The sequence below is a fragment of the Streptomyces sp. NPDC037054 genome (assembly GCF_055606745.1).
The window spans coordinates 148,015-169,273 of record NZ_JBVJSJ010000002.1; the positions used below are offsets into that span (position 1 = coordinate 148,015).

A 21,259-nucleotide genomic window follows, 5' to 3' on the forward strand; every position below is an offset into this window, starting at 1 on the left:
TAATTCCCGACAGATCCGGAATGACTGAACATGTCGGGGGTGTGGATGCTCAAGGTCAGCGTCGTGGTGCCCGTCTACAACGCGGGCTGCTACCTGGACCGCTGCGCGCCGTCCCTCCTCAACCAGACGCTGGGCCGGGACGCCTACGAGGTGATCTACGTCGACGACGGCTCGACCGACGACTCACCCGCGCGGCTCGCCCGCCTGGCGTCCCGGCACCCGCACGTCCGCGTGATCCACCAGGAGAACTCCGGCTGGCCCGGCAGGCCCCGCAACGTCGGCATCCGCGAGGCCCGCGGCGAGTACGTCCAATTCGTCGACCAGGACGACGAGTTGACGCCCGAGGCCCTGCAACGCCTCCACGACCTGGCCGTCCGCAACGACTCGGACGTCGTCCTCGGCAAGGTCACCGGGACGATGCAGGGCCCGAGCAGCGTCTTCAAGCGCACCGTGGACCGCTGCACGGTGGCGGACGCCCCGCTCATCGAGTCCCTCACCCCGCACAAGATGTTCCGCCGCGAGTTCCTCCTCTCCCACGGCATCGAGTTCCCCGAGGGCCGCGTGCGCCTGGAGGACCAGGTGTTCATGGCCAGGGCGTACGTGCGCGCCAAGTGCGTGTCCATCCTCGGCGACCACCCCTGCTACGTCTGGAACCGCCGCGAGGACGGCGGCAACACCAGCGCGGGCGCCACGACCCCGGAGACGTACTACGCCCATCTGCGCACCGTCGTGGACGCGATCAAGGAGGGCACGGACCCCGGCCCCCTCCAGGACCACCTGTTGCGCCGCTCGTACCGCGTCGAACTCCTGCGCCCGGTCAGCGAACCGCGCGTCCTCCAGCGCTCGGGAGCCACCCTCCGGCGCTACTTCGAGACCGTCCGCCGCATGGCCCTGGAGGCCTACCCGCCGGGCGTCCGCGACGGCCTCCCGGCGATCACCCGCCTGCGGGGCAAGCTCCTGGAGGAGGGCAACCTCGACTCCCTCGTCGAACTGGCCGACAGGGTCCGGCAGATCAGGCCCGAGGTGACGGTCGAGGACATCCGCAGGCACGAGGGCCGCCTCCTCGTCACCACGAAGATCGGCATGCTCCGCCCCGACGGCGGCCCCCTGACCCTCGTCGACCACTACGGCCGCCTCCTGCTGGATCCCGAACTCCTGGCCGGCATCAAGGGTGCCGAGGACTGGGAGGCCCCGCACCCCCTGGCCTACGCCCACGGGGAACTCGTCGTCCACGACACGGCACGCGACGAGTGGTGGTACCCGCCCGGCGAGCTGACCCCCCACGTGGAATCCCTGGGCGGAGGCCGCCACAGAGTCGTCGTCACGGGCCGGACGACCCTGGACCCGGAGACCCTGCGCGGCGACACCCCCGCGCTCCCCGGCACCCACCTCGTCTGGACCTACGCCCAACTCCTCGGCGTCGGCCGCAGATCCCGCCTCACGAACCCGGCCCGCCCGCACGTCCCCGTGGCGGCGTCGGGCACCCCGCCCCGCCTCGTCGTCCCGGCCTGGACGACGCGCGACGCCCAACTCCGCCTGGCGATCGCCCCGCCCGGCCGCTCCGGCCTGGCCCGGCGCGCCCTGCTGCACACGACGTCGTCCCCCTTCGTCCGCACCAAGGCCCGCGAGGCCCTGAAGCACCTCCCGCCACCCGTGCGGCACAGGGCCCGCGCCCTGGCCCGCGGCGCGGACCCGTGGTCGGCCGGCCCCGAGCGCCGCTGACCGTGCCCACCGCCGGTCGACCCACCCGCCCACACGGAGTGCGCTGAGGCGACTCCACACAGTGATAAGACTTGATCTCCACGCTCCTCAGCACCTCGCCCTGCCCCGGCCGCGCGCACCGGGGCAGCGGTGCGGCATGCGACTGCGACAAGCAGCAAGGCACGAAGGGAAACCATGTTTTCCAAGAAGTTCTGGACGGCCGTAGCGGCGCCCGCCGCCGCACTGGCCCTGGCCGCCCCCGCGGCGGCGGCCCCCGCGCAGACCCCCGCGGCGGCGGCCCCCGCGCAGACCCCCGCGGCGGCGGCCGGCGCGTACGAGTGGGTGGCGCTGGGTGACTCCTACACGGCGGGCCTGTTCACCGGCCCGCGCGCCGCCCGGCCGGACGGCTGCGAGCGCACCGAGGGTTCCTACCCCGACCTGGTCAACAGCGAGCTCGCCGAATTCCCGCCGGGCCGGCTCGTGGAGCTGACCGACGTGAGCTGCGCCGGCGCCACACTGCCGCAAATCGCCAACGAGTCGCAGAAGCCCACCGGTTGGGGCGCCGAGCCCGACGCGGCGAAGCCGTCCGCCGGATGGGCGTCGGTCCCCGCGCAGACCACGCGCGCCAAGCTCGGCGAGAGCACCGACGTCGTGACGATCGGCGCCGGCGCGAGCAGCCTGTCGTTGCACGAGATCATCCGGCGATGCCTCGAACTGGGCCCGGACAACAAGACCGGCAGCCCCTGCAAGGACCACTACGAGAACCCGCCCGCCGGCGTGGAAAGCCTCGACAACCGTCTCGCCCGTGTCGAGGGCGAATACGTCCAGATGCTGGCCGCCGTCCACGACAGCGCCCCGTCCGCCAAGGTGGTCACGGTCGGCTACCCGACCCTGTTCCCCGCCGACGCCACCGCCTGCGGCTACGGCGACCCCACCAAGACGTCCACCCTCGCCGCGGGGGACATCGCCTGGCTGCGCGAGGCGGAGGAACGCCTCAACAACACGATCAGCAGGGTCACGGGCTTCTTCGGCGACCGCTACGTCGACACCTACCACCCCACCGAGGGCCACGACGTCTGCCAGTCCGCCGACGAGAAATGGGCCGAGGGGCACTGCGGCACCGTCGCCCCCGACAACACCTGGCCGGCCGGCCGCTGCGCCACCCTCGGCCCGGGCAAGCGCCACACGTCCTTCCACACCAACAGCGCGGGCCACGAGGCGATCGCCCCGCTGGTCGAGCGCGCGATCCGCATCGCACTGCTGGAACGCTGACGGACCGGGTGCGGACGCCCCACGCTGCCGGTCGTCCGCACCCGCGCCCGGCAGAGCCGGGTTCACCGTGGCTCAGAGTCGACCTTGACCGGGCGTACGGAGGCTGGTCTGCTTCGCACGGTCAAGTTGTCGAACGACGGGAGCTCCACGCCGATGACGGTGACGATCCGGCCGGCCGAGAAGAACGACGCCCGGGCCTTGGCGGGACTGATCGAGGAGATCGAGCGCTACTACGGCAAGGACCCCGCCGGCCTCCAGCCACTCGACGAACGTCTCGCACAGATCGAGCAGGCACTCTTCGGCTCGCCGCCGCTGGCCTCCGCTCTCGTCGCCGCGGACGAGGCGGGCGAGCTGGCGGGCCTGGCCGCGTACTCGTTCCTGTGGCCCGCGTCCGGTACGACCCACTCCCTCTACCTCAAGGAGCTCTACGTCCGGGACACACACCGCGGCCGAGGCACCGGCGCCCTCCTCATGAACGAACTGCGCGCCATAGCCGCGGCACGCCCCGGGTGCAGCCGGATGGAGTGGACGGGGGACCACGACAATCCGAACGCCCAGGCGTTCTACCGCTCACTGGGCTTCGAGGAGTACAAGGGCAAGATCTTCTACCGGGTGGCCGCCGGCCCGGCATGATCGAGCTGGGCGGGGGCCGAGCGCACGCCGCTGTCGTTTCTGTCCAAGACAGCGCCGGTGCCGCCCTCTAGCGTGGTGCCATCAGCTCGCCCCACGCGATCACGAGGAGAACGGCACCATGCGCAACCTGGTCTACACCGGCTTCATGTCGCTCGACGGCGTTGTGGACTCGCCCGGTGGCACGGAGGAGGGGCACCGCAGCGGCGGCTGGGTCTTCAAGGACCTCGACTTCGTCCCGGAGGCCTGGTCGCTGAAGGGCGAGGAGCTCGCCGACACGACGGCGCTCATGTTCGGCCGCCGCAGCTACGAGGCCTTCGCGTCGGTCTGGCCCGGCTCCGAGGACCACGCCGCCTACAAGGACCTGCCCAAGTACGTCGTGTCGACGACGCTGTCCGAGGACGCGCTCGTCGACGGCTGGGGCCCGACCACCGTCCTGCGCTCCACCGAGGACATCGCCGCCCTCAAGGAGACCGACGGCGGCGCGATCTACATCCACGGCAGCGCGGAACTCGCCCGCCGCCTCTCGGACGCGGGCCTGATCGACCAGTACAACCTGCTCGTCTTCCCCGTACTCCTCGGCGCCGGAAAGAGCCTGTTCGGCCGCGCCGACCGCGACAAGCAGATGCTGAGCCTGCGCGAGACGGAAAGCTACGCGAACGGCGTCCTGAAGCTGATCTACGACGTCAAGCGCTGACGCGGATCGCACGCGACGCCATCACGACCCGCTCCGCACCTGCCCATGGCGGCGCGGCTGCGCGGAGCGAGGGGCCGACCGATGAGTTCCACCGCCGCCGCGGGTCTGCCCTGATATGACTCGAATCATCGCCGACATCGCGATCTCCCTGGACGGCTACGTCACCGGACCCGACCCGGGCCCCGCCAACGGCCTGGGCACCGGCGGCGAAGCCCTGCACACCTGGGCGTTCTCCGACGACCCCGACGACCGCCGCGTCGTACGCCAGGCCACGGAACGCTCCGGCGCCGTCGTCCTCGGCCGCAACCTCTTCGACATCGTCGACGGCCCGCACGGCTGGGACGACAACGTCGGCTACGGCGCCGCCGAGGTCGGAAAGCCCGCGTTCGTCGTGGTGACGAGCACGCCCCCGGAGTCGGTCCGGCTCACCGACCTCGACTGGACGTTCGTCACCACGGGCCTGCCCGACGCGGTCGCCGCCGCGCGCGAACGGGCCGAGGCGGCGTCGGCCGCCGCGGGCAAGGACCTCGACGTCGTCGTCATGGGCGGCGGCGCCACCGTCGGCTCGGCCCTGGACGCGGGCCTCCTCGACGCACTGAGCCTCCACATCGCGCCGGTGGTCCTGGGCACGGGAACCCCTCTCTTCACCGGCGAAAAGCGCCACACGCTGGTCCAGCGCGAGGTGATCCCGACCTCGACGGCGACCCACGTCACGTACGAGGTCGCCTGACCGGGGCTTGTGCCTCAGCCTGCAACGGGCGCCCCCACGTTGTCCCGGAACCTGCCGACGACGTTCCCGGCCGGGCCGTAGCTGCAGACGATGTAGGTCTGGTGCGACTCCCCGCCCTCGGGCTGCCCCGAGGCCCGGCCGCAGCCGAGCACGTCGGTGTCCTTCCACACGACCCGAGTGAAGGAGCCGGTGTCGGGCGAGTAGCCGGGCCGGTCCCAGTCGTAGCCACCGGTCCAGCGGGCCTCGTACCACAGCCGCACGGCCTCCTCGCAGGACGCGGGCTCGTCCTCGTACGTGGCGAACCAGAACCGGTTCTCCCCGTAACCCGCTGAGCCCGGCCCCGGCGGCGCCGAGAGCCCGTCCTGCGTGGAGGCTGCCTGGGCGCGTCGCACGGCGTGGGCGACGGCCGCGTCGTCCAGGACCAGGGGCGGGGCACCGTGCCGGGCGCGGTACAAGTTGTGCGCCGCGAGGCATTCCTCGTTGAACGCCTCGTCGGTGGTGTCGGGGAGAGGGGGCCGCGCATCGGACGCCCGCGCCACCGTGGACGAGGGCACAGCCGCGACAGCGAGGGCCTGGGCCGGCATGACTGCCGCGCCGGCGAGAGCAACGGTGACGAGCACGCGCTTGGTTGTCTTCACGCCGACAGAAACGATCAAGCGGCCCTCTCGTCACGCGGAAGCCGGGCGGCCTCGGTCCACTTGGCGCACCAGAAGGCCGACCGAATGCGGCGCGGATCGTCGGCGATCAGTCGCCGACGAACCACAAATAGCTGCCTGGCGTCTGCGAGCAGGACCGGAGCAGCCTCTCCAGGTCAAGGACGGCTGCCGTCTGAGCGTGTCCGGAACACTGCTGCAACAGGTCCGGCACCTCGTGCAGCGCCGCTTCCGCCTGCTGCTCGTTGAACAGCGTGTCTCCGTACGGATCCACCCGCCCGAGGCTGCCCTGATGGGCTTTGTCCAGACCGAGCAACACATCCGCGAGGGCGTCGCCATGCTCGTACGACCCGTGGATCAACGTCGCCCTGGACCGACCCCAGTCCAGGGGAGGCCGGTCGGCATGCAGTTCTATTTCGACGCCCACGGTCGTTCCCTTCACGTATCAACACCCTCGCATCGACTCGCGCGCACTCCAGGCACTCGGTTCCGCTACCGCCGCTGTAGGAGGACTTGAACCATTGCGAACTCGACGGTGGTGTCATCTCCGACTCCTCACGCGGTCATTCACCGAATCGGATCCCGCATCATCGAGGCGAACACCGGCGAGTCGGGGAAGGGCTGTTGCTCACCGATCTTCTGGTATCCCCAGCGCTCGTACACCTGCTGCACCTTGCCGTCCCCGGCCTTGGGATTGACCAGCAGGGTGACTCGTTCCTCCTGCCGGAAGGACAGCAGTTCCTCGTGGACGCGGTGGGCCAGCCCGGTCCCTCGCCACGGCCGGCGGACCACGATCTCGTTCAGGGCGAGGGTGCGCTCGCCGGTCTCCTCCGTGTAGCCGTCGGGCAGCGGTGTCGTCATGGCGGACCACCACCGGGTGCCCGGCCCGAGCGGGGTGGCGTACGCGAAACCGGCGGGCTCGTCCCCGTCGTAGGCGACGACCGCCTCCCAACCCGGCACGGAGCTGTGCCCCGACAGGCGCTCGCCGAAGCGTTCGGCGGAGTAGAAGGGGCTGGTGAGACCGAAGTCGCGCTGCCGTACTTCGACGTGGATGCCGGTGATGGTCTGCCGTACGGGCTCCACTTCGGTGCAGCGGCGCAGTCTGACCATCATGGCCTCCAGGTGCGGGAGTTCAATCGCCTCAACAAAGGACGCGTATCTAAGCCAGGGATTTCCGAACCGCGTCGGTAAGTGAAACCGCCCGTGAGTCGTCCGAGCTGCTGACGATGTGGTTCGTCACGTAGGCGAAGGCGACGCCGTGTGCGGGGTCGGCGAAGCCGAGCGAGCCGCCACGCCCGGTGTGGCCGAAGGCGCTCGGGCCGGTCATGGGATTGCGCACGGTGGGCAGCATGTAGCCCGTGCTGAAGCGGCTCGGGACCACCATCACCTGGTCCTTGCCACAGGCCTGCTCCTCGGTCGCGGACGCCAGGGTTTCCCGCGTCAACAGGCGCACGCCGTCCACCTCACCGATCAGCGCGGCGTACATGCGGGCGAGCGCCCGTGCGGTCCCGATCCCGTTGGAGGAAGGGAGTTCCGCGGCCTGCACCTCGGGGGAGTCGAAGTCGATCGCCGCCGGTTCGGTGACCGCGAAGGCCCGGTTGCTGAAGGAGTCCGGGTCGGACCAGGCGGCGACCTGCGCGCGCAGTTCCTCCGGTAGGGACTCGGGGGGCGCTGCCGTGAGGTCTACGGCCGGCGGCCGGTACACCATGCGGCTGACTCGGCCGCGCTCACTGGCCGGCAACCCGATGAAGAAGTCCAGTGAGAGTGGGCGCGCGATCTCATCGGCGAAGAACCGGCCCGGCGACTGACCGGAAACCCGGTGGATCACCTCGCCTACCAGCCATCCCCAGGTCCGGCCGTGGTACCCGTGTGCGGTGCCCGGAGTCCACAGGGGGCGCTGGGCCGCGAGCGCTCGCGTCATGGGATCCCAGCGCAACGCTTCTGTCAGGGGCAGGGGGTGATCGAGTGCGACCAAGCCGGCCTGGTGGGACAGAAGCCAACGTACGGGGATGTCGGCCTTGCCGTTCGCCGCGAACTCGGGCCAGTACTTCGCCACCGGTGCGTCGAGGTCAAGCACGCCGCGCTCGGCAAGCATGTGCGCCGCGGTTGCCGTGGCTCCCTTGGTCACCGAGTAGACCAGTTGCAGGGTGTCCCGTGTCCATGGACGGCCGGTGTTGAGGTCGGCCACGCCACCCCACAGGTCGACCACCGGCCGACCGTGCCAATAGACGCACACGGCCGCGCCGATGTCCCCGTGCTCGGTGAAGTTGGCTGCGAACGCCTCGTGGACGGGTTCGAACCCGGACGCTACCTCACCGCTGATCGTCGTCATACCGCTCATCCTGGCAGCTGGACTGCCCTAGCTGGCAGGGAAGTGGCCGGTACTCAAAGGCGTTCGGCGTCGACGCGTACGACGAGGGTGACGCGTTCGCCCCTTGTGATCGGCCGTACACCGTGGATGTGGTCGCGGGTGGCGGGAAAGGCGGCCAGGGTGCCGCAGGGAGGCTTGACCTTCAGGACAGGGTTCTCGAAGAACAACTCGCCCCCGCCGTAGGAGTCCGGGGCGTTAAGCCAGACCACGAGGGTGAGGTCACCGCCTACAACGGGCTGTCCGTTGGTCCGGGCCCGTTCGCGTTCGATGTCGGTGACCTCGTCGTGGTGGGCGACGAAGCCGACGCCCGGGCCATAGCGGTAGATGACCGCAGGCTGGTTGGGTACGCGCTTTGGGATGATCTCGAAGTGACTGCGGATGTGGGTGGCGCAGTGAGAGATGACCGTCTTCTCAAGGTGCGTCGGGACCTTGACGTACTCGCTCTTGCGCAGCGTTTCGTCGATGACGCCCCGGTAAGTGCGCGGGCGAGGGGTGTGGTTCTTCACATGGTCCTTCAACGCTCCGCAGAGGCTGAGGGGGATGGCGCTCTCCACTACGAGCGGTAAGCGGCTCTTCCAGGTCATGAGGTGCTCTCCTTCCACCAACGGGTGCCTTCGGGCGAGTCCTCAAGGACGACGCCCTGCTGGGTGAGCTGTTCGCGGATGGCGTCGGCTTCGGCGAACTTCTTCGCGGCGCGGAGCCGGTCACGTTCCTTGACGAGTTCGTCGACGGTTGCGTCGCTCTGGGCGGAGCTGGGGATGTCGAAGGTTCCGAAGAGGTTGTTCACGTCCTCGATCAGTCGCAGGGCGGCCAGGCCGGCCGGTTCCTCCACGCGGTTCTGCTCGCGGATGTACTGGAACAGGACGGCGAGGGCGCCGGGGGTGTCGAAGTCGTCGTCCAGGCGCTCGCGCATCTCCTCCCAGGCGTCCGTAGCACGTGCGGCGTTCGCCGGGCTGTCGGTGTGCGCGGGGTCGACGGACCGGGCGAAGTTCTCGATCCGGCGGCGTGCCCCTCGGGCCTGCTCCAGGGTGGAGTCGTTCAGCTCCATGGAGGAGCGGTAGTGCTGGGAGAGGAAGGCGTGCCGCAGAGTGCGGAAGTCCGTCCGGGCGAGTGCGTCGCGGATGGTGAGGAAGTTGCCGGTGCTCTTCGACATCTTCTCGCCGTCAACGCGCAGCAGACCGGTGTGCATCCAGTAGCGGGCCAGCGGCTCGATGCCGGAGGCGGCTTCCATCTGGGCGACCTCGGCTTCGTGGTGCGGGAAGATGAGGTCGACGGCGCCGCCGTGTAGGTCGTACGAGGGCCCGAAGAAGGTCTCCGTGATCGCGGTGTCCTCGATGTGCCACCCCGGCCGGCCCTGGCCCAGGTCGGTCTCCCAGAACGGCTCGCCGTCCTTGCGGCCCTTCCACAGGGCGAAGTCGCCTGGGTTGCGCTTCTTCGAGTTGTCGTCGATCCGCGACACCGAGTCCTCGGGGCGCAGGTCGGTGCGGCCGGAGAGCTTGCCGTACGCGGGGAACGAGGCCAGGTCGAAGTACCAGCCGTCGTCGAGCTGGTAGGCGTGGCCGCGCTCGATCAGCCGCTTGATCTGGTCCACGATCGCGTCGATGTGGTCGTGGGCCCGCGCGTGGACGTCGACTCGGGTGTTCCCCAGTGCGGCCATGTCCTCCAGGTACTGCTTCTCGAAGAGGGCTGCGATCTCCTCCGGCGGGACGCCCTGCTCCGCCGACCGCCGGATGATCTTGTCGTCGACGTCGGTGATGTTCTGGAGGTACGTGACCTTGTACCCGCTCACCTCCAGATACCGGGCAATGAAGTCGAACTGCGTGTACGTCTTCGCGTGCCCGACATGGCTGGGGCCGTACACAGTCGGTCCGCACACGAACATCCGCACCTCGGCCTCCCGCTCGGGGCGGAACTCCTCGGTCTGGCCGGTCAGCGTGTTGTGGACCTTGATCGACATCATGCCTCCTGTGTAAGCGGATCACGCAGCGTACTGACGCCCGGACATAAGCGTCTAACTGGAACTGGCGTACTCGCCGAAGGGGATGAATCGGGGAGTTGGCTGGTCGTCGAAGACCGACGCTTTCTCGCCGAGGAGGTGGTGGTTGGCCCGTTGGTACGCCTTCCGCACGACCGCGGTAGCCCCAGGGCTCAGGTCCATCCCGGCCGACTGGCAGAACTCTCCCAGCGCTTTACACCGCCGCTCCAGGTCGGCCAGCGACAGCGGGTCACACTGCTGGGCCTCGATCAGCAGATTCTCCTGCTCGCTGTTGATCAGACCGAGGGCGCCGAGGGAGTACAGCTTCCATTTCATGTTCGGCAGCAACCGGCCCGATCGGGCGTACATCCAGTCCACGACCTCGTCCAGGGCACCTGAGAGGACGAAGTGACCCGTGGGCACCCCCACCCGCCGCGCCATGCGCAGCGGAATCTCACGCACGTCCCAGGTGATGCGGTTGTGAAGCCGGTGGGTCTCGTCCTCCAGCCGCTCAAGCTGCTCCCGCGTCTTATGGGTGATCAGCGCCCCAAAGGCGTTCTGGCGGTCGAACAGAGGCTCGCCCTTGTTCCCGTAGGCGTCACACTTGTCGCTGTTCCACGTCGTGCGAGGGTCTGCCTCGTACTGGAACAGGAGCTGGTGGACGTTGACCTCCATACGTCCCCAGGCAACCGGCAGGTGGAAGCTGAACTCCGGGATCCAGGCGGGGAGCTGGTCACGGACCAGGGCGTAGGTGTCCGATGGCCGCGGCCTCCACTCGTCCTCCTTGAGCGGGACATCGAGGACGATGGCCAGGTCGAAGTCGGAGTCGGTGCTGAACCGCGTGACGTTGCGGGGTGCGACCGCCGCGGAGGACAGAACGTAGAGCGCTTGGACCTCGGGCATCGTCTTGAGCGTGTCGAGCAGGCCCCCGGCTGCGGCGCGGGCCTGCATCCTGAGGTTTTCCACATGAACTCCTTGGTCAGATGATCGGGCGATTCATCACGGACCGGAGCGCGGGAACGAGTTCCCGGGCGACGCCGCCGTGGGTGCGCTGGATGTGCGCGAGGGAAGGGCTGCTGTTGCCCTCGATGACCGCGGGTCCGCCGGGCGTCAGTGCGATGTCCCATCCGATGAAGGGCACCTGCGGGAACAGCCGGGCACAGCGCTCGGCCAGCTCTCGGACCTCTGTCACGCGGGAGATCCGGTGGTCGACGAACGGCACCGAGCTGACCTCATGGTGGGTGTGGGCGGTCAGGTACCGGTCGTAGCCGTGGCGGTCAAGCTGTCCGTCGGGATGAACCCGGATCTGCATGCCGCCCACGGCCGAGTTGTCGGTGGCGCTCTCGGTACCGCCGAGTTTCAGCATCACGTACAGGACCTCGGCGCTGCATTCACGCAGCAGCGTGATCACACGGAACGTGTTGAGGGCGTACGGGTTCAGTACGTCCAGGTCGGGATGCTGTGGTAAGTGCTGCTCCATCAGCCACGTGCCCCAGCGTTGCGCGTAGGCGGCAAGGTCGAAGTCGTCCTTGCCAGGGCGCACGATCACGACGCCGGAGCCACCGCTGGAGTAACGGGAGGGCTTGACCACCACGCGCCCGAAGTCGGAAGCGTGATCGAGGACGTCCGGCAGTGACACCACCTCACCGTCCGAGGTCAGGCCTGCTTGGTGGTCACCGCTCGCGATCAGCGCGGGCTGCGGGATGCCGGCCGAGGCCAGGATCTTCTTGCACGATGTTTTGTCGTCCAAGTTGATCGTGTCCCGGTTTACGTGAGGAAGGAGCCGGTGAAACAGGGCTGCCTCTGGCAAGTACGAGCAGGCTCTTTCGGCGGACACGCTGCGTCGGTATCCGCCGTAGCGAAAGTAGTGAAAGGGCAGGCAGCGCCAACGCGCCGAGACCTTCGCCAGATCCCCCGCGATGAGGGCCATGCTCTTCCGCTCCGTGTCGCGCAGCATCGCGGGAAGATGCTCACTCCGCAGCTGCTTCACTTGGTAGGGGAGATACCGCACGCTGGACAGACGGGGAAGAACGCGAGTGCGGAACCACTCCTCAGTCACGGCTTGGCGGTGATTGAAGCCTCGCTTCGCGGTGCGCCTCATCGTGTTCCTCGCGTATCTCAAAGGTCTGGGGTTGTGACAATGGCCAAGGTGGCGACTGTCATTCACCCGCGTGAGGGTCGGTGGTGGCAGGCCGCCGTCTGGGACTGCGTGAGGTCCAGTGAACGGCTGTGGACCGCAGGTCTGGAACGTCTCTCGGAGGTTTCTCAGGCGAGAGAAACGCCCGTTTCTCATGCGGGAGTTAGCCTCATGACCATCAATCTGAGGGGAGGGCGGATGTCTGATCCGATGGCTCTGCACCCGCTGACCTACGTACGAGAAGGCAAGGGCTGGGGCAAGGCAGAGTTAGCTCGGCGCATGCGCGAGCGTGGTGCCCAACTGGGCGTGCCGCTGGCAACCAACCGGACGACCGTGTGGAAGTGGGAGCAAGGCCAGGCACCGGACGCGGACGCGCAGCAGGTGCTCGCCGATCTCTTGGGCGTCCCCGAAGACCACGCACGCACGGTGCCCTGGCCCCGGTGGTTGCCAGCCTGGGAGTCGACGGCTCTCGCAGCCCCGTGGACTCCGGCCGGCACTGTGAAGGTATTCGCCGATCTGGTGAGGAGCGGCCACATGGATCGTCGGGGCTTCCTGTCCATCACCGGCGCTGCGCTGACAGGCGTCGCGGCCAACTGGGCGGCCGAATCAGAGGCGTTCGCCTCGGCCCTTGAGGGCGACCGCGTTACCGATGCGATGGTGACCACCATCGAGGCGCGCGTTGCAACCCTCCGTACGCTCGACGACCAGATGGGCGGCGCCCGCCTCCTGGACCAGGCCACCAGCGACCTTGGACTGATCACCAGCCTTCTCGACCACGGGCGCTACACCGACGGCGTGGAACACCGCCTCTACGCCACGGCGGCCCGGGTGTCCTACCTCGCAGGGTGGATGGCCTATGACAAGGGCCTTCGGTCGCTAGGCCAGCGCTACTACGTCGGCGCCCTACGCAGCGCTCACAGCGCCAAGGATGACGGCTTCGGTGCCTTCATTCTGGCTGAGATGGGTGTCCACATTTCCGACGCAGGCGACACGGCCGCGCGCGTGAGCCTGATCGACACTGCCATCGGCAATGCCCCGTCGGCCCTACCGCCGGCGGCGACCTCGTACCTCTACCTTCATCAGGCCGAGGCGTTCTCCAGGAACACCCAGCACGAGGCGGCCAGCAAGTCCCTCAATCGGGCCTATGAGCTGTGGGGCGGCTACCGCGAGGGCGACCGGCCCGACTGGCTCGGCTGGTACGGCGAGGCCCAACTCAAGTCCACGGAGGGCAAGATCATGCTGCGATCCGGCTTTCCGGAGCGGGCGGCTAAGGCCCTCGCTTTGGCCGTCGACCAGGCGGTCCCCCGTGACCGCGCCGTACGCTCTGGTCGCCTCGCGACTGCGCGGTTGGCGGCCCGTGACCTGGATGGAGCGTTGGAAGCCGCGAACGTGGGCTTGGAGTTGTTGGAGGACCGGGTCCGTTCTGACCGGGCACGCCTACAACTGACAGAGTTCAGCGGCTGCCTGGAGCCCTACGCCACGGATCGATCAGTACGTGAGTTCCGCGACCGACTCCGGACTCTTCCTGCGATCGCCTGACAGCCACCCGCACATGCCAAGTCCCGTCGTTCCGCCAAGGGCTGGGTGCACGGCGTGTCAGCCACTTGTGTGTCTCATCGTGTCCACCAAGAACCGTGCCCACGCTTCAGCGGACACCGTGAGACGCGGGCCCACGGGGTGCTTGGAGTCCCGTACGAGGACCCCGGCCGCTACAAAAGCGGCCTCCACGCACTCCGTCGCGTTGCCGCCGCTGTAGGACGACTTGAACCAAGCCGGCTCAGACGGAGACCCGGTGCTGCGGTTGGTCATCTAAAGCTCCTTGCAAGCGCGATGGATCATGGCGGATGACGCTTCCATGTCCAACGCTTGTGCGCGGAGGTACTCGAACGCAAGTCGGTATCTGTCCAGTTCCTCTTCCTTCTCCAGAAAGAGCGACCCGGTGTGGAAGTCGACGTACACCACGTCGAGAGCGGGCTCCGGGCCTCCGACGATAACGAAGCTGCCGAGCGCTGCGGCGTGGGCTCCCTGCGAGAAGGGCAGCACCTGAAGAGTTATGTGGGGCGACTCGTTAGCCTCCAGCAGCCGGTTGAGCTGCTCCTTCATGGTCTGCGGCGATCCGACGACCCTGCGGATGACGGACTCATCCAGGATCGCCCACAGGCGGAGCGGCTTCGGCCGGTCGAGGATCTCCTGCCGCTTCATGCGGATGTCGACCAGGCGCTCGATCTCCTCCGCTTCGAGCGGCACTTCATTGGCCTTCTGAAGTGCCGTGCTGTAGGCGCGGGTCTGGAGGAGCCCGGGGACGTAGACGCAGGAGAAGTGGCTCTCATGCCTGGCCTCGTCTTCGAGCGTGAGCAGCAGGTTCATGCTCTCGGGAATCGAGTCGGCGAAGGAACTCCACCAGCCCTGTTGCTTGGCGTCTTTGGCAAGCCCGACAACGGCCTTGCGCTCGGCGTCGGTTGCTCCGTACTCGCGGCACAGCGCGTCCACGACGAGCCACTTGACTGGACCGGCCTGAGTTTCGTACCGGCTCACGGTCGCTTTGGATACGCCGACCAAGCGCCCCGCTTCCTCAAGGGTCAGCCCCTTGCGGGCGCGCAACTTGCGCATCATCGCGCCTAGTTGACGGCGGCGGGTGGTGGTGCGCTCGGACATAGGACTCCTTCGCCGTACCCGGGGAGGCGGGCTGCCTGGCGGATCGTGATCAGGCTAGGTGCCTACCAGGGCGGCTCACTAACAGATTCACTCGATGGATTCTCATGAGAAGTTACACAGTGAGACTTCTCTATGTCATGCTGCTCTCGCAACGGCTACGCAGCGCAGTCGAGTGAACACGACCGCGCACAAGGCGCGTGGCCTGGGAGGGAGGAGCGGTCATCTTGACCGGCTACGACGTCACCGAACCCCGACTCCGCTGTGTTCTGCCCTTCGAGGCGGCGCCGGCAGAAGTCGGACTGCTGCGGAGAGCGACCGCGAAGCAGCTCAGCCGCTGGGGAATGCCCGGGGCGACGGACGAAGCTGAGCTTCTGGTCACTGAATTGGCCACAAATGTCGTGAAGCACGTGGGTGAGGGGGTGGCGGCAACGCTGATCCTGGAACGGCGGGGCGCCCGCCTCCGGCTCGAAGTCCACGACAAGAGCCCGGAGACGCCGTCGGTCAAGGCGGCCTGCGTCGACCATGAGTGCGGTCGCGGCCTGCACTTGATTGCCTCACTGGCCGTGGACTGGGGCACGGTTCTGACCGCGGCGGGCAAGGCCGTGTGGTGCGAGATTCCGGTCAGCGAGGAGAAGGCCTGCCGGCGCATCGAGCGGGCTGTCGGCATGCTAGAGGGCTATCGCGTGGCCAATGGTGGTCTCGCCCTGAGCGGACCTGCGGGGGACGTGGGGCTTGAAGAGTCGGCAGTGGAACTGATTGCGGACCTTCTTCACTGGACCGCCGCTCGCGGACACGACCCGGACGACATGCTTGACCGTGCCCAGATGCACTTTGAAGCAGAGACGGAGGCTGCCTAGTGCGCGGCGGCTGGGCCGGACTTGCGTATCCGCTCTCTCAGCTCCGCTGGTGTGCGCCAGGATTCTCCGGGGCAGCTCCTGTGGCACATCCGGTGGCAGTTGGCACACACGCAAGCGAGGTCGTCCAACCTGGTCTCTCGGACTCCGGAGAGGTGGAGAGGCGTGACGTGGTGCACCTCGATATAACCGGTCCCCAGCTCGCCGTAGGTGCTGGCGAAGTCGAATTCGCACACCTCACATCGGAGAGGCAGTCCACGACGCTGGACCTGTGCGATCTTCTGGGCGCGGAGCTTGGGGTCCCGCTCTCGGGTAAGCGCGCGGCGGACCAGGAGGCGACCTTCAATTGCTGTGGCGCCGGTCTCATCAACTTCGTCGGGTTGAGGGGCAAGCAGGTGCAGCTCGCCCGAGCTGATGCCTTCTTCGATGGCCTGGGCGGCCTTGAGCATGTCAGTCTCACGCTCGGTGAAAGCCTTGATCATGAGCAGGGTCGGCTTACCGCAGCGAGTGGCCTTCCCGGAGTATCCGTCGTGGTTCGTCATGAAGTCGGTGGTCTTCCGGCTGACGCTGTCGGGAGAGCGGAAGGTAGGCAGCGTCCGGGCTTCCGACTCGTGGATCGGCAGCGACCGGAGCAGCTCCGAGAGCTCGTGAACGGCTGGATCCTTGGTCCGCAGCTCGCGCCACCCGTTCCTCACCACCAGCGCCCCGGCCAGCACCAGCTCGTCTTCAGTCCACGCAGGGATCCGCATGGGTCATATCGTATGAGTGTTCGGCAGGGTGGAGGGTGCGTTCAATCTTCCGCGGCGGATGCTGCAAGATGGACGTCTCGTTGTCAGTGGGGTCTGTCACCCTCAGTGATGGTGGATCGCAAGCTGTGTCTGCCACTGAACGGCTGTAAGGAGGGGGCATGACCCGCACGAATGAGCTCAAGTACACCTCGGTGGAGATCTGTGCCGGGGCTGGGGGCCAGGCTGTCGGCCTGCATAACGCTGGCTTCAAGCATGCAGCTCTGATCGAGATCGACAAGGATGCATGCGAGACCCTTAGGAAGAACATCGCCCGGCACGCCGAGTGGGATGGTTGCAAGGTCATCGAGGCTGATCTGAGGGCCTTCGAGTCGGAGAGTCTCGGCATCCCTTCAGGAGAACTGGACCTTCTGGCGGGCGGCGTGCCTTGCCCCCCCTTCTCAGCAGCTGGCAAGCAACTGGGAGAAGATGACGAGCGTGATCTTTTCCCGGAGATGCTACGTCTCGTAGACGAGCTGGAACCGAAGGCCGTCATGATCGAGAACGTGCGCGGTCTGCTGGACCCCAAGTTTGCCGAGTACCGCAAACGCATCGTTAACGACTTGGAGTCCATGGGTTACGAGGTTTGCTACTGGGACCTGCTGGAGGCCAAGAACTACGGTGTGCCGCAGCTTCGGCCCAGGGCCATTCTGGTAGCGATGGAGCCGAAGTTCGCCAAGCACTTCCAGCACTCGAAGCCAGAGGCGCGTGAGCCCGTCAGCGTGGGGCAGGCTCTCCATGACTCAATGCGTGCTCGGTATGACGGTGTTGCGAGTGACCCACGCGCGGAGATTGCCTTCAAGCGGTGGTATGAGAAGGCTCTGGAAGGCGTCGCACCCACAGTTGTTGGTGGCTCAAAGAAGCATGGAGGCGCCGACCTTGGACCCACTCGTGCAAAGCGTGCGTGGGCTGAGCTGGGGGTATGTGGTCTCGGAGTTGCGAACGAGCCAGAAGAAATGAAGGACGCAGACCGTGACTTGTTCGCCCCCGCCGGTCCCAAGCTCACCGTGACGCAAGCTGCCCTGATTCAGGGCTTCCCAGAAGACTGGAAGTTCCACGGCCGCAAGACAGCCGCCTATCGTCAGGTAGGGAATGCTTTTCCGCCCCCAGTTGCGCAAGCGGTTGGGGAGCAGATCTATGCCGCCTTTGAGGCCGCTGCCGGCACACAGAAATCCTAGAGTGTTGAGTCTTCCTCAGAGGTGACCTTCCTTAGGCGGCTGACTGTCGCCGCGATCGTGATGGCGCAGTCCTCGGCTGGGTCGTGCTCCCAGAAGCGAAGCACGGTCCAGCCGGCAGCCCGCAGCTGTTCATCGGTATCCCGGTCGCGGGCCATATTGCGAGCAACTTTGTCTGACCAGTAACCGGGGTTGGTCCGTGGCGGCACGTAATGCTCAGGGCAACCGTGCCAATAGCAACCGTCAATAAATACCGCAAGTTTCGCGGGCCGGAAGACGATGTCGGCTGTCCGACGAAGCCCTGGCAGTGGCTTTGCAGCGACGCGATAGCGCAGGCCCTGGGCATGCAGCAGGCTGCGGACCAGCCGTTCGGGCTTGGTGTCACGGCTCCGGATCGCCTGCATGTTGCGACGTCGTGCTGCGGATGACGCCCAGGACCCTTCTGGAGCAACCCAGGCATCTCCAGTCCGGCTATCAGTGTCCTTCTGCATACTCGTCTCCGGCCAGACGTCAGCCTGGCACGCTGGTCTTCTTCGTCTCAGGCAGTAGGGGGGCCGGCTCCTCTCGGTCGTCCGGCCTTGCCTCAACCCATCGTCGGCCTTCGAGTACCACGCTGGGCTGACCATCGTGGTGCGGCTTGGCCTCGACAACGCGAATGCTAACGTTCTCGCCCTCCCGAGGAACAGGGAGCCCGAGCATGGCGGCGACAGCTTGGTGATTAGGGTAGTCACCGCAGATCAAGATCCCCTCCGCTCGTAGCTTTTCACGAGCGCCGCCGTTGTAGCGCACGCGCTTCATGTAATCCTTCTGCTGCGCGACGGTTCGCACCACGGTACGGCTTATGCGTCGCTTTTGAACGAGCCGGAACAGCTCGTTGACCCTCGCCTGCCCGGGGCTGCGCTTCGAACCGGAACCAGCCGAGTAGATTGCCGCCCGTGTCTTTGGGCTGATGTGCAGAAGAAGGTTTTCTTGGAGGGCTTCTTTATGCCAGAGCCAGTTGACGAGTGAGTGGTGGTCCTTGGTTAGCCGGAATTTTCCGTCACGATTTCCCTTTTTGGTGACGTTTCCGCTCGTCGTGAGTTTCGCGCGATTAGCGCGCAGCAACCCAGCACTCCAGAGACTCTGGTGGTCGTCTGCCCAGACAACGAGGCAGATTTCATCCAAGGCCTCAGGCGGGATCATCCATCCGTAGAGTTTTTGCGAGAACTTGCAGTCGACTTCGACTCCTGCAATGAGATAGTCCATGTCTGCACCGCTGGGGAACCCGAATTCACGTAGCAGATTGATTTCAACCAGAGTGCCGGCGTGCGTCTTTTCTGTCTTGTGCAAGTCGTCCCAGTCGTACCGGCCCGTGTGCTCGCCGTCGAGTAGCTGGTCGATGGTATCCCGCAAGACGCGACCGAAGCGCTCACCCTTGGGATCGAGGGTGAGCAAGTGATCTCGCACGAGCATCAGTTCAGGGTCGTCATAGACGCCTGCAGCGGGACCGAAGTGTTCGAATAGGGTCACGGATAAACTCCGGATTAAGGGTGCGCGAGATTAGAAATCAGGAGACATTCGCAGGAGGCGTCGTAGGAGGTCTTTCTTCTCCTCGCCTTTCAGCCCTGTTGCATTCTTGACTTTTTTGGCCACAAGTTCGTGAATTCGTTCCTCGTCCAGATCAAGCGAGGCGAGGATGTAGTGCTGCCGGTCGTTCACGATGGTTGCAGTGACGTCGAGTCCTAGCTCTCGGAGTTCGCGAATGCGGCGCTCTGTATGGACGTCGTCCCTATTGATTGTACGAAGGCGGGCTATGTCAACAGGCTCACCCAGTTTCTGGTGGAGAACAGCAAATAGCTCTGCGTTGGACTTTGTGCCGTAAGGTACGCGGAGATATTTTTTGGGGACGACGTCACCGTACCGGGCGTATATCTTTCCCTGGATTCTTTCTCGCAGATCATCGAACGCCTTGCCCGACTGCGGAAGTTGAGACCGCAACAGAGGCTGCATGGAGCGCGCCAAGGCCTGCTTCGCGTAAAGGTACGCCTCAAGAATCTCTTCGGGCGACCCATGAGGATCTTCCAAGGCACAGCTGAGAGTCCTGACCGCGAACACTGTGTCTGGCTTCAGCAGTTTCCAGGTATCGAAGGCTTCCTGATTCTCTATCGCCACGCCGAATCACCTTCCTTGCGATTCTCCGCTGCTTGCTGGGCTGCGAGACCACGCAACACTGCGCGGTCTGTATGAGGAGTGCTCCGGAGTAGTTCCATGAACCATGGCGCAATCCACGAAGAGTCCCTATGAAGCCATTCGCCCGGGGCGAAGTCCGTGCCTGGCCTCCAGAGGGGAGATGGAGGCCGCGCCCCTCTAGAAGCTGCTGCGAGCTCGACTATCGGTTCTGAATCCTCAATGTGCCGACGGCCCAACTGCGCGGTAACGCCTATCAGCCACCACTGAAATAGCCAGTTCGACGGAGATTCTGACTCAATGACAGAACGCAGCGCGGAAGAGGTAAGCCCAACGGATTTCAATGCCGCCAGAGCGGCTTCCGTCGGTGGCTGGACATGCGAAGCATTCTTGGCCGTCACCACCATTCCGGCCGTTGGAGAGGAGTCGAAGGATTCTGAAACCCGTTCAATCTCTGCATATGTGTCATCGGCCAGTTGGGCATCCAGGAATTCCTTGATGCCCCCATAAAACTTCAGCTGCGTCTCGATCCGGAGCTTTGCACAAGCTCGACGTTGCAACTCGTCAATGAGGCTCGGCCAAGGGCGCGGACCAGAGGGGCCTGATTCAGACTGATACCAGTCTTCCTTGGTGTCGTTCGAGACGAATATTACACGGCGCCTTTCCTCGGGAAGTCTGCTCACATATTCGATGAGCTCTTCCCAGAGGAGAAAATCACCGGCCGATTTCAGCGGGGTGTCCTTTCCGGAATCGGCAAAGCCCGGAGGTATTTTATTGGGGAACCGAAAAGTTGTGGCATCTTCGATGCGCTTGCGGAGAGTTGCGTCGTCAGGCTGTTCACCTATGCTGTCGCCGTACAGTTTGGCGATGCGTGGGAGGATTGGATCCTCTGCGTCGGATGCGCTCAAGGCGAGTCCGTGGTCAGATTTCAGCATATCAAGATGGCGCTTGAAGGCCTGTCGATAAATGTCTAGGTGTTGATCGATCGAACTCTCTGCAGCAAGCTTGTTCAGCTCCGTTATTTCATCCTCGGCGCGAGCATATTTGTTGAGCTGTGCGCATACGGTATTTCGCGCTTCGATGATCGCTCTACGCGCGAGCATGAGCTTCTTGTTGACTTCCTGGGCAGCGTCCGACAGAGCACGCTTGCGGGACTCCAGTGTGCTGCGACGGCCGCGGACGAACTCAAGCCCAACTTGATACGGCATCCAGAGGCGGCCAGCAGTCTGTTCAAGAGCCACCAGAACTTCCTCTCGGGAGGTCTCTGTGTACTCGTACAGGCTGAGAAGTACGTTCGTGTCCAGGACGATGACCCCGTCCTGGAAGAAGGAACGGCGCTCTAAGTCGTCCGCTGATGGCTGTGGCTGCAGCCATGCCGCGAACCGCTGCAGCAGCACGGGGTCGCTCATATCCGCCTCCAGTTCAGCAACGGCTGATACTCCAGTGATCATCCTGGCA

General features: G+C 66.0%; 23 protein-coding genes and 1 pseudogene. 8 read left to right on the forward strand and 16 right to left on the reverse strand.

Annotation, left to right across the window (positions count from 1 at the left end; translation table 11 throughout):
* Positions 1-30: 30 nt before the first annotated feature.
* From ACZ7D7_RS05655 to ACZ7D7_RS05675, 5 genes are all read left to right on the forward strand, one after another.
* Positions 31-1,722: a glycosyltransferase family 2 protein gene (locus ACZ7D7_RS05655; RefSeq protein ID WP_470822673.1), complete on the forward strand. Its 1,692-nt coding sequence runs from the start codon at positions 31-33 to the stop codon at positions 1,720-1,722.
* 174 nt (positions 1,723-1,896) lie between these two features.
* Entirely contained in the window at positions 1,897-2,973 is a 1,077-nt protein-coding gene (locus ACZ7D7_RS05660) for an SGNH/GDSL hydrolase family protein (protein WP_470822674.1), read from the forward strand.
* A gap of 153 nt (positions 2,974-3,126) precedes the next feature.
* Complete coding sequence (gene haaN / locus ACZ7D7_RS05665; protein ID WP_470822675.1) at positions 3,127-3,606, forward strand: cyclophane-containing RiPP N-acetyltransferase HaaN; 480 nt, start codon at positions 3,127-3,129, stop codon at positions 3,604-3,606.
* 118 nt (positions 3,607-3,724) lie between these two features.
* Positions 3,725-4,300 carry a dihydrofolate reductase family protein gene (locus tag ACZ7D7_RS05670; protein WP_470822676.1) on the forward strand — a complete coding sequence of 192 codons (576 nt, stop codon included), beginning with the start codon at positions 3,725-3,727 and terminating at the stop codon, positions 4,298-4,300.
* A 115-nt stretch (positions 4,301-4,415) separates the two neighbouring features.
* Positions 4,416-5,030, forward strand: coding sequence for a dihydrofolate reductase family protein (locus ACZ7D7_RS05675; protein WP_470822677.1), 615 nt, complete (start codon positions 4,416-4,418; stop codon positions 5,028-5,030).
* Between the two features lie 14 nt (positions 5,031-5,044).
* Here ACZ7D7_RS05675 and ACZ7D7_RS05680 read toward each other — a convergent pair whose 3' ends face one another.
* The 9 genes and pseudogenes from ACZ7D7_RS05680 to ACZ7D7_RS05720 form a co-directional block, all read right to left on the reverse strand.
* Positions 5,045-5,668, reverse strand: coding sequence for a CAP family protein (locus ACZ7D7_RS05680; protein WP_470822678.1), 624 nt, complete (start codon positions 5,666-5,668; stop codon positions 5,045-5,047).
* A 106-nt stretch (positions 5,669-5,774) separates the two neighbouring features.
* On the reverse strand, positions 5,775-6,125 hold the full coding sequence (locus tag ACZ7D7_RS05685) for a hypothetical protein (RefSeq protein ID WP_470822679.1): 351 nt from the start codon (positions 6,123-6,125) through the stop codon (positions 5,775-5,777).
* 28 nt (positions 6,126-6,153) lie between these two features.
* Positions 6,154-6,228 (reverse strand): annotated as a pseudogene (locus ACZ7D7_RS05690) (DUF397 domain-containing protein); the annotation flags it as partial.
* 22 nt (positions 6,229-6,250) lie between these two features.
* Positions 6,251-6,796: a GNAT family N-acetyltransferase gene (locus ACZ7D7_RS05695; protein ID WP_470822680.1), complete on the reverse strand. Its 546-nt coding sequence runs from the start codon at positions 6,794-6,796 to the stop codon at positions 6,251-6,253.
* 46 nt (positions 6,797-6,842) lie between these two features.
* Positions 6,843-8,015 (reverse strand): serine hydrolase domain-containing protein, encoded by a 1,173-nt coding sequence (locus tag ACZ7D7_RS05700; RefSeq protein ID WP_470822681.1) that lies wholly within the window; start codon positions 8,013-8,015, stop codon positions 6,843-6,845.
* A gap of 53 nt (positions 8,016-8,068) precedes the next feature.
* Positions 8,069-8,638, reverse strand: a complete 570-nt coding sequence (locus tag ACZ7D7_RS05705; RefSeq protein ID WP_470822682.1) for a 2OG-Fe(II) oxygenase — start codon at positions 8,636-8,638, stop codon at positions 8,069-8,071.
* A complete protein-coding gene (gene cysS, locus ACZ7D7_RS05710; protein WP_470822683.1) occupies positions 8,635-10,014 on the reverse strand; it encodes a cysteine--tRNA ligase in 1,380 nt (459 codons plus the stop codon). The genes ACZ7D7_RS05705 and cysS overlap by 4 nt, the downstream gene beginning before the upstream one ends.
* Before the next feature lie 51 nt (positions 10,015-10,065).
* Positions 10,066-10,995, reverse strand: a complete 930-nt coding sequence (locus ACZ7D7_RS05715; protein WP_470822684.1) for a hypothetical protein — start codon at positions 10,993-10,995, stop codon at positions 10,066-10,068.
* Between the two features lie 13 nt (positions 10,996-11,008).
* A complete protein-coding gene (locus tag ACZ7D7_RS05720) occupies positions 11,009-12,130 on the reverse strand; it encodes a sugar-transfer associated ATP-grasp domain-containing protein (protein WP_470822685.1) in 1,122 nt (373 codons plus the stop codon).
* Between the two features lie 207 nt (positions 12,131-12,337).
* Here ACZ7D7_RS05720 and ACZ7D7_RS05725 point away from each other — a divergent pair, with 207 nt between their 5' ends.
* Complete coding sequence (locus tag ACZ7D7_RS05725) at positions 12,338-13,705, forward strand: helix-turn-helix domain-containing protein (RefSeq protein WP_470822686.1); 1,368 nt, start codon at positions 12,338-12,340, stop codon at positions 13,703-13,705.
* 57 nt (positions 13,706-13,762) lie between these two features.
* Here the strand turns inward: ACZ7D7_RS05725 and ACZ7D7_RS05730 are convergent, their stop codons facing one another.
* Both ACZ7D7_RS05730 and ACZ7D7_RS05735 read right to left on the reverse strand, forming a co-directional pair.
* A complete protein-coding gene (locus tag ACZ7D7_RS05730) occupies positions 13,763-13,975 on the reverse strand; it encodes a DUF397 domain-containing protein (protein WP_470822687.1) in 213 nt (70 codons plus the stop codon).
* A complete protein-coding gene (locus ACZ7D7_RS05735; RefSeq protein ID WP_470822688.1) occupies positions 13,976-14,821 on the reverse strand; it encodes a helix-turn-helix domain-containing protein in 846 nt (281 codons plus the stop codon).
* Between the two features lie 224 nt (positions 14,822-15,045).
* Between ACZ7D7_RS05735 and ACZ7D7_RS05740 the strand changes: the two genes are divergently transcribed.
* Positions 15,046-15,678, forward strand: a complete 633-nt coding sequence (locus tag ACZ7D7_RS05740; RefSeq protein ID WP_470822689.1) for an ATP-binding protein — start codon at positions 15,046-15,048, stop codon at positions 15,676-15,678.
* Here ACZ7D7_RS05740 and ACZ7D7_RS05745 read toward each other — a convergent pair.
* Complete coding sequence (locus ACZ7D7_RS05745) at positions 15,675-16,424, reverse strand: HNH endonuclease (protein ID WP_470822690.1); 750 nt, start codon at positions 16,422-16,424, stop codon at positions 15,675-15,677. The two genes, ACZ7D7_RS05740 and ACZ7D7_RS05745, sit on opposite strands and share 4 nt — an antisense overlap.
* A 158-nt stretch (positions 16,425-16,582) precedes the next feature.
* Between ACZ7D7_RS05745 and ACZ7D7_RS05750 the strand changes: the two genes are divergently transcribed.
* Positions 16,583-17,638, forward strand: a complete 1,056-nt coding sequence (locus ACZ7D7_RS05750) for a DNA cytosine methyltransferase (protein WP_470822691.1) — start codon at positions 16,583-16,585, stop codon at positions 17,636-17,638.
* On the opposite strand, the gene ACZ7D7_RS05755 is transcribed toward ACZ7D7_RS05750, so the two are convergent.
* From ACZ7D7_RS05755 to ACZ7D7_RS05770, 4 genes are read right to left on the reverse strand one after another with little or no spacing between them, the layout of a single operon-like run.
* The gene (locus ACZ7D7_RS05755; protein WP_470822692.1) at positions 17,635-18,126 is read right to left on the reverse strand and encodes a very short patch repair endonuclease; all 492 of its coding nucleotides are present in this window, start codon (positions 18,124-18,126) and stop codon (positions 17,635-17,637) included. The genes ACZ7D7_RS05750 and ACZ7D7_RS05755 overlap by 4 nt on opposite strands.
* Before the next feature lie 19 nt (positions 18,127-18,145).
* On the reverse strand, positions 18,146-19,144 hold the full coding sequence (locus ACZ7D7_RS05760; protein ID WP_470822693.1) for a NaeI family type II restriction endonuclease: 999 nt from the start codon (positions 19,142-19,144) through the stop codon (positions 18,146-18,148).
* A 30-nt stretch (positions 19,145-19,174) separates the two neighbouring features.
* On the reverse strand, positions 19,175-19,786 hold the full coding sequence (locus ACZ7D7_RS05765; RefSeq protein WP_470822694.1) for a hypothetical protein: 612 nt from the start codon (positions 19,784-19,786) through the stop codon (positions 19,175-19,177).
* Positions 19,777-21,252 carry a PIN-like domain-containing protein gene (locus ACZ7D7_RS05770; protein WP_470822695.1) on the reverse strand — a complete coding sequence of 492 codons (1,476 nt, stop codon included), beginning with the start codon at positions 21,250-21,252 and terminating at the stop codon, positions 19,777-19,779. Before ACZ7D7_RS05770 ends, ACZ7D7_RS05765 begins: the two co-directional genes overlap by 10 nt.
* Positions 21,253-21,259: the final 7 nt, after the last annotated feature.